This window comes from Parvularcula marina, assembly GCF_003399445.1.
In the GTDB taxonomy this organism is placed as follows: domain Bacteria; phylum Pseudomonadota; class Alphaproteobacteria; order Caulobacterales; family Parvularculaceae; genus Parvularcula; species Parvularcula marina.
In genome coordinates this window covers 2,497,770-2,509,845 of the sequence record NZ_QUQO01000001.1, presented here as the reverse complement: position 1 = coordinate 2,509,845, position 12,076 = coordinate 2,497,770, and the positions used below count along the sequence as shown (strand labels likewise).

The 12,076-nt window shown below is 60.5% G+C and carries 8 protein-coding genes; 2 read left to right on the top strand and 6 right to left on the bottom strand.

The window, feature by feature from the left end; all coding sequences use genetic code 11:
* Nucleotides 1-17: 17 nt before the first annotated feature.
* Nucleotides 18-1,397: a TolC family protein gene (locus DX908_RS12125; RefSeq protein WP_116392578.1), complete on the top strand. Its 1,380-nt coding sequence runs from the start codon at nucleotides 18-20 to the stop codon at nucleotides 1,395-1,397.
* Between the two features lie 121 nt (nucleotides 1,398-1,518).
* A complete protein-coding gene (locus DX908_RS12120) occupies nucleotides 1,519-3,783 on the top strand; it encodes a sensor histidine kinase (RefSeq protein WP_116392577.1) in 2,265 nt (754 codons plus the stop codon).
* On the opposite strand, the gene DX908_RS12115 is transcribed toward DX908_RS12120, so the two are convergent.
* The 6 genes from DX908_RS12115 to DX908_RS12090 form a co-directional block, all read right to left on the bottom strand.
* Entirely contained in the window at nucleotides 3,765-6,590 is a 2,826-nt protein-coding gene (locus DX908_RS12115) for a bifunctional [glutamine synthetase] adenylyltransferase/[glutamine synthetase]-adenylyl-L-tyrosine phosphorylase (RefSeq protein WP_116392576.1), read from the bottom strand. The two genes, DX908_RS12120 and DX908_RS12115, sit on opposite strands and share 19 nt — an antisense overlap.
* Before the next feature lie 22 nt (nucleotides 6,591-6,612).
* Nucleotides 6,613-6,900 (bottom strand): HU family DNA-binding protein, encoded by a 288-nt coding sequence (locus DX908_RS12110; protein ID WP_116392575.1) that lies wholly within the window; start codon nucleotides 6,898-6,900, stop codon nucleotides 6,613-6,615.
* A gap of 103 nt (nucleotides 6,901-7,003) precedes the next feature.
* Nucleotides 7,004-8,608, bottom strand: coding sequence for a sensor histidine kinase (locus DX908_RS12105; RefSeq protein WP_158548734.1), 1,605 nt, complete (start codon nucleotides 8,606-8,608; stop codon nucleotides 7,004-7,006).
* Between the two features lie 52 nt (nucleotides 8,609-8,660).
* A complete protein-coding gene (locus DX908_RS12100; protein ID WP_116393095.1) occupies nucleotides 8,661-9,338 on the bottom strand; it encodes a response regulator transcription factor in 678 nt (225 codons plus the stop codon).
* A 108-nt stretch (nucleotides 9,339-9,446) separates the two neighbouring features.
* On the bottom strand, nucleotides 9,447-10,994 hold the full coding sequence (locus DX908_RS12095; RefSeq protein ID WP_158548732.1) for a Do family serine endopeptidase: 1,548 nt from the start codon (nucleotides 10,992-10,994) through the stop codon (nucleotides 9,447-9,449).
* A 143-nt stretch (nucleotides 10,995-11,137) separates the two neighbouring features.
* Entirely contained in the window at nucleotides 11,138-12,064 is a 927-nt protein-coding gene (locus DX908_RS12090) for a DnaJ C-terminal domain-containing protein (RefSeq protein WP_116393094.1), read from the bottom strand.
* Nucleotides 12,065-12,076: the final 12 nt, after the last annotated feature.

The following is a 12,076-nucleotide window of genomic DNA, read 5'->3' as shown; positions in this document are numbered from 1 at the left end:
AGGAACTAAGGCCGAACATGAGACATCGTTACCAAGCCGGCACCGCGATTCTTGCGGCTCTTACGATCGGCTCACAGGGCATTGCGCAAGAGGTCGGTGGGGAATTGCCGCCGATCAACACGCGCGAGACCTCAGAGATCTTCACCGGCGATGGCTGCCTGACCATGGCAGCAGCGGTCGAAGAGGCACTGAACTTTGACCCAAGGATCGATGGCGCCCGCGCCCGGCGGGATGCCGCTGGTGCTGATGTCATCGCGACTTACTCAAGGAACCTGCCGCAAGTCTCCCTCTTCGGGCAGACCGGTTTTGGCGATACGCCGCCTCTCGACCGGCGCCGTGATGACCAGATCGGCATTGAGCTGCGTCAGGAGCTCTACTCCTTCGGCCAGCGCAAATACGCAAAACAGGCTTCCCAGCACAGCTTTCAGGCGGCCAATTACGGCATCGACGAACAGCAGAACGGCATCGCCGAAGCTGTGGCCCTCGCCTATCTCGAATATGCCCGTGCCAGCAGCGTGCTTGAGCTGGCGACCGAGCAGGCGGCCGCTTTCCGGCAGGAGGCTGAATCCGCTGAGAAGCGCCTTGAGCGTCGGGTCATCACACTGACCGATGCCAGCCAGCTGCGCTCTCGCGCGGCCAGCACCCGCGCCCAGCTTGCCAGTGCTCGCGAGGCCGAAGCTATCGCCCGCACCCGGCTCGAAGTCCTGACAGACACAGTCGGCCTTGAATGCCTTGATGAGCAATCGATCCGCGGCTTCGTTGCACCCGAAGCGCCGCGTATCCTCGCCCTCAGCCCGGAACAGGCTGTCGAAGAGGCCATGTCCAATTCTCCGCGCCTCCGCCGGGCCCGCTCGCAATCCGCGGCCGCCCGCGCCCGCGCCAACGAAGCCTCGCGCAGCAATCTGCCGACGCTGAACCTGACGGCGTTTTATCAGCACTTTCAGGAAGTCGAGACCGATATCGCCGGCGACGTTATCTCTCGTACTGAGGATGAAGACGCCCGCGTCGGCCTGTCTCTCAATCAGGAGCTCTGGAATGGCGGCCGCACCAAGGCCCGCAAGGCGCAAGCCGTTGCCCAGCTGAGATCCGCCCGCGCAGAAGAAGACCTTCAGCGCCTTGCGATCGACGATCAGATCCGCGGCGCCATGGCGCGCGCCTCATCGCGCAAGACTGCTGGCGAGGAATTCTACGAGGCCCGCGCGCATGCCCGCGTGCAGTTTGAGTCGACCCAGAAGGAATATCTGCGCGGCACAAAGACCCTGACCGATCTGGTTCTGGCGAGTGATGAGTACTTCACCACAGCGTCGCAGGAGATCGATGCCCGCTACGGTTTCTACTCCTCCCTGATCCAGCTTTATTCGGCGATGGGGCTCCTGTCAGAAGACGGCCTTCGTTAACCTTTTGCGTTAACCATTCCGCCTGCGGCAGATAACTGAAAAAGCCCGAAACCGGGACGTGACATAGGTGCAGAAACGCCCCTATGATTCGAAAAGTGTTAACAGTCCGCAGGAAATAGCGATGCAGCTCGGCCTCCCGTTAAAGGCAGGGATCAGGCGTTTTCAAACGCTCACCGCACCGAATCTCGGTCGGCTGACATCTCTTACCCTCCTTTTGACCGGTGCCTGCATTGGCATGCTTGGCTATGCGGCGGTCGAGGATCAGCAGCGTCTGACGCGCGAGGCGGCGCTCGATTTATCCGTACGCACCTTAACAACGGCGGATCGTCTGTCGCCTGCAACACCCGTTGCCTTCGGACCTTCCACTCCCCTACCGCAGGCTGTGCGCAATCTCCTGACCGCTGGCGCAGGCGATGATGGCGGCACCTATCTGCTCGATCTGCCCAAGGGATCATATGTCGCCCCAGCGCCTGCGCCGAATGCGTCGTTCGATTACGAGATGCTGCGCGCCGTGCCGGCCACCGGTGAAGCCCGGCGGCTGAAGGATACGCGCGGCAGAACATGGATCGCGGCTGCCCGCCCCTTGCGCGGTGACCAGCGCATCGTCAGCCTGTCGCCTTACAAGAAAAATGTATTCCGTGCCCTGATGCCTTATCTTGTGGCGTCGGTGTCGATCCTCACTCTCGCCGGGCTGTTCCTTGCCATGGCGGCGCGCGCACGGCGCCTTCAGGCCCAAACCGAAGGCAACCGCCAGCAATTGCTTGATCGCCTTCTCGGCCCGGAACGTGCCGGTTGCGGCACCTGGCTCGCGGACGCCAAAGGCGTCATCTTCCCCGCCGCAACCCTCGCCGCACTAGGTTATCCGCGTTCTGATGAACCGGCTGATTATGCTGAGCTGCGGGAGATTACGCACCCCGATGATCTCTCTGCCCTCCTCGGCCTGTTTTTAGGCAATGGCACCCGGACTGAAGGTGTCGTTCGCTTCATGAAGGCGGACGGCGACTGGCAAATGGTGTGGATCACTTCCTTCCCGCCGACCGATTGCCGTGAAGGGATCATGATCCCGGTCTCCAATGAGGGGATGGAAAGCCGCCGGACGGATGAGCTTGTCATGCGCCTCCGCGAGACGCTCGAAGCGCTGCCGCAATGTTTTCTTCTGTGGGATTCTGTTGGCCGGCTCGTCGCGTGGAACGATACCTTCGTTCAGATGTTCGAGGCCCATCCTGACGACATCTCAGAGGGCATGACGGTGCGGGAATTGGCGCGCGTTATCGGCATCGAACCGCATTTTCTCTACGACTATTTCGCGCCGCCGAGCGACGGCATGGTCGAGCCCGAGACAGAGATGGTCTTCCCTGGTGACCGCATCCTGAAACTCATCCGTCAGCGTACGATTGGTGAAGGCTGGGTCTCGATCGGTCACGACATCACCGATATGCGGGTCGAGGAAGAGCGCCGCGCGCGCAATGAGCGCGAGTTGCAGATGACAGTCGATATTCTCGAGCGCTCCCGCAAGGACCTGCGCCAGGCCATGCGGTCTTATGAGAATGAAAAGCTCCGTGCCGAGAATGCCAACCGCGCCAAATCGGAATTCCTCGCCAATATGAGCCATGAGCTGCGCACGCCGCTCAATGCCATTATCGGCTTCTCCGAGCTGATGCGCGAAGAACTCTACGGCCCGCTCGGCCACGAGAAATATGACGAATATATCCGCGACATCAATTCGAGCGGCAGCCATCTCCTGACTCTGATTGATGACATTCTCGACCTTTCCAAGATCGAGGCCGGCAAGCTCGAACTCAAGCTTGGCCAGACGGATCTTGAACGGTCCCTGAAAGAAGGCCTGCGCTTCATCGAGCCGCAGCTTCGGGAATCCGGCCTCAACCTGACCGCCATGATCGATCACGTGCCGAGCGTCTGGGCCGATGCCCGCGCGATCAAGCAGGTCTTCATCAATCTTCTGTCGAATGCGGAGAAATTCACGCCGCGCGGCGGCTCGATCTCGGTGACGACCCTTGTCGATCTGACGAGCGTGACAATCCTTGTGGCCGATACCGGCATCGGGATGACCGAGGAACAGCTCCACCGTCTGGGGGCGCCGTTTGAGATGATCGAGGATCATTTCGCGCGGACCAAACGCGGCACGGGGCTCGGCATCGCTCTTTCGAAATCCCTGATGGAAGCGCAGAACGGCATTCTCGCTATCGCCAGCGAAATCCGCCGCGGCACGGTCGCAGCGATCACCCTGCCTCGCCGGGCCGGTGTCGATGTCATGCTGCCCTCCATGCTGCGGGATCGCGCGCGCATACTGACGAAATCGGACAAGCCGTCCCGTCTGACCGCGCCGCAGGAAGGTGATCTGCCGCTTCAGATTTCGGCGGAATAAGGCCCGACCAGCTCATCGAACAACGCCTTCACCGCGCGCCTGTGTGTGGTCAGCTGTTCATCGAGCGGGCTGTCATCCCACAGATCGGAGAGCTTGCGCAGGCGTGAATGCGCGCCGGAAAGAAGGCTCTCAGGCGGCGCGCCGCCCTCTGTCGCCCGTAGGTAATGGATCGTGCATTCAACCAGCTCATGGGCATCGAGCAGTATCTCCGCCTGCTCTTCGGTCAGTATACCGTGCTGGCAGAAGGTATTGATCGCATCGCGCGGATGACGCGGAAGGAGCCCCAGATGCTCTGCATGGATCAGCGAAAGATATTGCGTGATGAAATCGATATCGGTCAGCCCGCCCGGCAGTCGTTTGACATCATAAAGCGTGCGCGGCGCTTTCTCGGCCAGAAGGCGCGCCCTCATATCAATGACGTCTTTTGCGATCTCGGCCGGATCCCGCGGGCGCGTCAGAACCTGCTTCTGGACGGCCTCGATGCGCTGTGAAATCCCTTCATCACCATAGACGACACGCGCCTTGGTGAAGGCCATCATCTCCCACGTCCATGCGGTCTCGGTGTAGTATTGTTCATAGGCGGAGAAAGAGACCGCCGTTGGCCCGGCCCCGCCGGAGGGCCGCAACTGCATATCAATCTTGAAGAGCTCGCCCTGCTGAGTTGGCACCGACAGGGCACTGACGATCCGCCGGACCAGCCGGGCGAAAAGCTGTTCGCCCTCATGGGATTTTTCTTCGAGATCATAGATGAAGACGAGATCGAGATCGGACAGGGTCGTCAACGCCTCAATCCCCAGCCGCCCGAATCCAAGCACGGCCAGCTCACCGAGCGGTGCTTTACCTGCCGCCTCTGCTTCCTGCCGCACGGCGGCAGTGAGGTCTTCAATCGCCCCATCCGCCGCATCACTCAACGCTCGAGCGGTGGCGATCGGACTTGTCTGCCCAAGGACGAGCCCGGCGGAGGTCCTGATCCGGTGCTCATTGATCACCCGGCGGACAGCATCAAGCCGCTCCTCCATATCTGCATCTTCCGGCGCATAGGGAGGATCTGGCGGGGTGATATCGACGCCTTCGAGCAGCCCTTCGATCAGCGCCGGGCGCTCCCCGAATTTGCGTGTGAATTCAGGCGACGCCTGACAGAGGACGAGAACGTCATCGAGAATTTCAGGCTCAGCCGTGAAGAGAGAGAAGACCTGAAACCCGGCCGGCAGGCGGGTGAGAAGCGAATCAAGCGCAAGGAACCCCTGATCGGGAGAGGCAAGCTCCCCCAGCTGCATCAGGATGCGCGGCACAAGCCCCGTCAAAAGCTCCCGCGCCCGCGCCGATTTGGTCGCACGCAAGGCGCCCATATGCCAACGGCGGATCTTGTCGGTGACGACCTCCGGCGCTTCGAACCCGATATTGCGAAGCGTCTGAAGGGTACGCGGATCATCCTCGACGCCGGTGAAAACGAGGCTGCCGGGCACCGGCTCATGCGGCTCTGGTGTGTCAAAGAGATCCGCATAGGCATCATGCACAAGCCGCATATGCGCCTCGGTCTCGTTGACGAACTCGTCCCGGCCGGGCGCATTCATCAGGGCGGCGATCCGCGACAGCCCTTCCTCATCCTCTGGCAATTCCTGCGTCTGGGCGTCTTCGCGCATCTGCAGGCGGTGCTCTGTTGCCCGCAAATGCTGATAGGCTTTGCAGAGATCCTCCGCCGTCGCCTCGTCAATATGGCCGTCTTTTGCGAGGGCAAAGAGCGCTTCCTCCGTGCGGGGACTGCGCAAGGATTTGTCACGACCGCCGAGGAGCAATTGCTGGGTCTGGGCAAAGAATTCGATCTCGCGGATACCGCCGGGGCCGAGCTTGACGTCCGCGCCGGGGACCTCAAGGTCAGGCCGACCCTTTTCCGCATGGATCTGTTTCTTGACCGCGTGGATGTCGGCCACCGCGCCGAAATCAAGCGTCCGCCGCCAGACAAAAGGCCGGATCAGGCGCATGAACGTCTCGCCCGTTTTCTGATCCCCGGCACAGGCGCGCGCCTTGATAAAGGCCGCCCGCTCCCAATTCTGTCCGTATTCTTCGTAATAGCGTTCTGCCGCCGACAGGCTGACGGCGACATTGGTCGCGCCTGGATTGGGCCGGAGCCGCAAATCGGTTCTGAAAACAAAGCCTTCGACGGTCTGCTGGTTCAGGATATCGACCATGATCTGCACGGTCTTGATCGCAACCGCCTTGGCATCGAGCCGGCTGTCCGGGGACAGCCCAGCGCGGCTGGGATCATAGATCGCGACAAGATCAATATCGCTTGAATAATTGAGCTCGCGTGCGCCGAGCTTGCCCATGGCAATGATCGACAGCCCGTGATGGAGGGTCGGCTCTTCTTCGAACTCGACACCGCGCAACTCTGATGCCGCTCGCGCGCCGCCCTCTAGCGCCAGCGCGATGGCTTTGTCGCCCAGGACCGTCAGGCATTCGGTCACCTCACTGAGCGTCAGCACACCGCAGAGATCGCCCAGCGCCACGGCAAGGGCGATGTCATTCCTGGCATTGCGAAGATAGGATTTGAGCTCCTCGAGCGGTAGCTCACCAGAAGCCGGATCCGGCATCAGGGCCGGGAACTCCCCCTCAGGTGTCGCATCCAACACCCGCTCCAGCCGGGCGGGACTTCGCCGCATGATCCGGCCAAGGAAGGGGCATAAATGCCCGACGCCATCAAGGAAACGGTCAAGCGGGGTCTCCCCCTCTTCCGCATAGGCCAGAATAGATTTGGCCGCGCCCTCATCAAGGGACGCGGCCAAAAGATCTCGCAATGGCGCGGTCATATCGCGCCCTTCCGTGTCAGGATTACTTCGTGCCGGCAGCGGTCTTCAGATTGGCCGCAGGGCGGAAGCGCAGCGACTTCGATGCCTTGATCTTGATCTCTTCGCCGGTCCGCGGGTTGCGGCCTTTGCGAGCAGGACGCTTGGTGATCGTGAAGGTGCCGAGCGTGCCGATCGTGTATTTGCCTTCTTTCTTGGCTTTCTTGAGACCGGTTTCGATTTCGCCGAAAACCAGTTCCACCACCCGCTTGGCTTCCGCGTTCGTCATGTTGCCGGACGCCGCCACGTTGGCGATGAATTCTGCTTTGCTCATTATTTATCTCCATGAACGAGACCCCGCGCCACGTGCGGGATTGGGCGTCATAGAGAGCTGATTTTTTCTGGGGTTCAAGCAATATCTTCGCAAATAACAAGGCTCAGCCTGCATTTTGTGAAATCGTGGCCGCATTTTTCTCCGCCGCCGCCGCCAGAGGCGTCTTGGTCTCGCGCGGAGGTGGCGGGAAGGCGATTCGGACCCCAAGGCCATAATCGCTATTGGTCGTCAGTGCACGCCCGCCCGGATGCTGCGGCAAGCCGCGACCAATGGACAATTGCGCGCTGTGCCGCCGGGCAATGGCCGAGACAAGCGAGAGCCCAAGCCCGTTCCCCATGGTCGACCGGCTGCGTTCCAGACGGACAAAGCGCTGAAGAATCCGCTCCTGATCTTCTTCGGAAACGCCAGGCCCATTATCCATGACCGAGAGAAGCGCGCCGCCACCGGGACGGGGCGCAACCGTCAGCTCGATCGTCGGCTCGATATCCACATCGTCCGGGTGGCGTGCATATTTAAAGGCATTGTCCAGAAGGTTGGCGATCGCCTGACTGATCAACTCGCGCGAGCCAAGAACCTCAGGGGCAGGCACGATATTGCTGATGAGCGTAAAGCCTGCATCATCCGCTGCCGGTTCATAGAGCTCGAGCATCTCTTCTGCGACCTCGGCGATATCGACCGACACGCGAGAGCCGCCGCCCTCCCCTGATTCAATCCGCGTGATCGATAGGAGCGCGTTGAAGGTCGCAAGAAGTCGTTCGACATCGAGATTTGTCCGGTCGAGGATGTCCTCTAGATTGGCCTCAGGGTCATTCAGTGCACTGTCGAGCCTTGCCTTGATCCTTGTCAGGGGCGAACGCAAATCATGCGCGATGTTATCAGAGACCTGCCGCATGCCCGTCATCAGCCGCTCGATCTGGTCGAGCATGGCGTTGATATTATCAGACAGCGTATCGAATTCATCGCGCGTGCCGGTCAGGGCAATACGCTTTGTCAGATCCCCGTCGCGGATGGCCTTCACCGTCTGGCCAATCCGGTCCACCCGACGAAGGAAGGTCGAGGAGAATAAAAGTCCGAGGATGAGCGCAAGGAACGGCGCAAAGATCATCACCCGGATGGCAATGGCGCTGGCCGCATCGGTCACACGGCTGATCTCGCTTGTGTCCCGTGCCGTCAGAATGATGGCCGGCACCTTTTCTTCGCCTTCAGCACCGGCATAAAGGAAGGTTGCAACCCGACCGACCGCGGGGCGGGTTTCGGTTTCGATTTGCCCCGTCTCATAATTGAGTACCCGCGCAGGGTATTCGAAGCGGAACATGTTGGGGTTATTGATCGCCTTGGGCGGCAAAATCCCGATATCACTCGTCAGCTGACGGAGCTTAGGCCCAACATAAACCGCGTAAAGTGAGTCGCGCTCAATCACTTTGAGGCGCGCCACTTCGCTGGCCACCGCCGTCAGGCCCGCCCATCCATCCGGCCCCTGGCTTATATTCACCTGCGCGAAATAGGCGAGGTCCGCTTCAAGCTCGAGATCGAGCCGCTTCATCGTTGCATTCAGGGTCGAGGCAAAAACGATCAGCCCGATGCCCGCAAACGAGACGATAAAGACAATGAAATAGGCAAGCGTGTAGCGAAAGGCACTTGTACGGATGGCCCGGGGCAGAAACCGCGAATGGCCAAGCCGTCGCCTGATTTCGGCGGTCGCACCCATGCCCCTGTTGCCCTCCATTTCGGACGCGGGGTCCAATGGAATCCCGCCTGTCCTAATCTTCGTCTGTCAGCGTATAGCCGGCACCGCGAACGGTTTTCAGCAAGGGTTTATCAAAATCCTTGTCGATCTTCGAGCGCAGCCGCGAAATATGCACATCGATCACATTGGTCTGCGGATCAAAGTGATATTCCCAGACATTTTCGAGCAGCATGGTACGCGTCACGACCTGGCCCGAATGGCGGATAAGATATTCGAGCAGCCGGAATTCGCGCGGCTGCAGGTCAATCTTCTTGCCTGCGCGGCGAACGGCCCGCGTCAGGACATCCATTTCAAGATCGCCAACGGTAAAGGTCGTCTGGATATTCGTCGGCCCACGGCGACGGCCCAGCGCCTCAACCCGCGCAATCAGCTCCGAGAAGGCATAGGGTTTGACGAGATAGTCATCGCCGCCCGCTTTCAGGCCCGCAACACGGTCATCGACTTCGCCGAGGGCAGAGAGAAACAGTGCCGGGGTTTCATCCCCATCATTGCGCCGGGTTTCGAGCATGGTCAGCCCGTCAATGCCGGGCAGCATCCGGTCGATGACGTAAGCATCATATCCGCCGCCTTCGGCCATGTGTTTGCCGGTATTGCCATCAAGGGCGTGATCCACGGCGTGGCCCGCTTCGCGCAAGCCCTTTACGAGGAAGGTGGCGGCATCGGCGTCATCTTCGACCACAAGAATTTTCATTTTATCCTCCTCGCCGTTCACCGGCGATGGTGAGCTTGGTTCCGGTTCGTCCCCGGTATCGCTGTCAGCGTGCGGGATCCATGCCGAATCCCGCAGCCTTTCCAAAACTTAGCCTTTATCGGCTGCTTCGACTGGCATGGCGAGGAAGAATGCCCCTTGCTGGCCAGTCTGCACGCGGACCAGAACCGCCTCCTTGCCGCGCTTTTCCGCAGCCTGAAGCGCTTTTTCCAGATCCTTGACTGATTTGACCGGCATATTGTCCGCACGGGTCAGAACCATGCCGCGCCGGAAACCGGCTTCGGCAGCTTCAGACCCAAGCTCGACATCCGAGACGAGGACGCCCTCGACATCATCATCGAGACCAAGACGGCGGCGAGACTGGTCACTGAGGCTGGACAGGGTAAGGCCAGCGGACATTTCACGATCTTCGCTTGCGGCCGGCGCTTCAGATTCCTCATTTTCATCCGAAGCCTGACGAGCTTCGAGAGGATCACGCTTGGCGAGCGTCACGGTCAGGTTTTTCTCCTCACCATTGCGCAGGACTTTCGCCTTGACCTTTTTACCCGGCGGCAGCGCGCCGACGATGCGGGTCAGGGACGTTGCATCGGCAACTGGCGTGCGGTCGAATTCGAGGACGACGTCCCCTTCTTCAAAGCCGGCTTTCTCCGCAGGCGATCCTTCGGTCACGGATTGAACGAGCGCGCCTTCGGTTGAGTCAGTGCCAACAGCGGCGGCAAGACGATCATTCAGGCTGCCGATGCCAACACCGAGCCAGCCCCGCGTCACTGCGCCTTCATCAATCAATTGCTGGACGATATCTGTTGCCACATTCGCCGGAACGGCAAGGCCTATCCCGACATTCCCGCCGGTTGGCGAGATAATGGCCGTGTTCACCCCAACGACATTGCCGCGCAGGTCAAAGGTCGGCCCACCAGAGTTGCCTCTGTTGATCGAAGCGTCGATCTGAATGAAATTGGCGTAGGCGGAATTACTCTCGCGGTTCATCGCCGAGACGATGCCGGAGGTCACCGAGCCACCAAGGCCAAACGGGTTGCCGACGGCGAGAACGTAATCACCAACCCGCAGGTCAGTTTCTTCAGAGAACTGAACATAGCGCTGCTCTGAGGACGGCTCGACCTTGAGGACAGCCAGATCCGTTGCCGGGTCCGTGCCGACCAGCTCCGCCGTCAGCTCATCGCCATTATTCAGGACGACCGTGATTTCGTCTGCGCCATCAATGACGTGACTGTTCGTAACGATATGGCCCTGATCATTGATGAAGAAGCCAGAGCCCTGACCGAGCGGCCGACGGACTGAACGACCATCGGGGTCTTCTTCTTCCTGCTGTTGTTGCTCAAGCTCATCGCGAAGCTCGGGCGGCAGCATGCGCTCGATACCTGGCGGCAGCTGCATGCGGTCACGGACAGCGACATCCGCTTCGGTACGGATCGACACGACGGCCGGGCTGACCTCTTCGACAAGGTCGGCGAATGAGAGCTGCTGGATGAAGCTCGGATTGGGGGCCATCAGCTGGGGCTTGGCTGCCTGCGGACGATTGTTTTCCTGCGCCATGAGCGACCCGACAGTCGCGCCGCCGAGGACGAATGCCGCCGTAGAGACGACAAGCAGTTTTCTGAGTTGGGCAGATTTCAGCATGGATTTCCCTTGGATCATTGAACTCGTTCCCACCTATTTAGGAGCTTCCTTTGCGCTCCGGGAACTAACGGATCGATGAAGGCGGACTTAAACTTGTGTAACGGCACGGGTTTGAGCGCCATTATTACCAAAATATCAGCCACTTAAGCGGTATCCGACCGGAGCTTGGCGCGAGGGTCTTCGCCCCCTCCCGGCCAGCTTTCGACGAAGGATTTGAGGTCAGTGTCCGGCTTTTCGGGCAGCATGATGCGCGTTTTCGCATAAAGATCGCCATATTCGCCGGTCTTCGGATTCTTCAGCCCCTTGCCGCGAAGGCGAAATGAAACGCCTGAACTGGTGTTCGGCGGCAGCTTGATCGTCAGCGGCCCGGTCAGGGTCGGCACCGTGACCTTGGCGCCGTTCACGGCCTCCTTGAGGGTGATCGGCAGATCGAGCGTCAGGTCATCTCCATTGAGCTGATAAACCGGGTGCGAACGCACCGTCACCTCGACCAGGACATCACCGGAAGGCCCGCCTGCCACCCCCTGCCCGCCGCGACCGCGCAAGCGAAGGGTCTGGCCATCGCGCAAGCCTTCGGGGATCGTTACATCGACCGTTCGGCCATCTTGTAGCGTCACGCGCTTTGCCGCGCCTCTAGCGGCTTCAAGGAAATCGACCGTCAGGCGATAGCGGATATCCTGCCCGCGCTGGGGCTGGGGACGGCGGGGCCCACCAGCGCCCCGGCCAAAGAATTCAGAGAAAATGTCGCCGATATCATCAAAGCCGCCCTGCTGGCCGCCGCGAGGCCGGTAGCCACCGCCACCGGCGGCTCCGCCATAGGGACCGCGCCGGAACGCTGCCTGCTCATTGCCGTCCGCGTCGATCTCCCCGCGGTCGAACTTCCCCTTCTTTTCCTCGTCGCCGAGAATGTCGAAGGCGGCACTGATCTGCTTGAAGCGGTCCTCGGCCTTTTTGTCCCCCGGATTGTGGTCCGGGTGAAACTGCTTGGCGAGCTTGCGGTAGGCTTTGCGGATTTCATCCGCAGAGGCCGACCGGCTGACACCGAGCACTTGATAAGGATCCTGAGCCAAAAACGTCTCCGA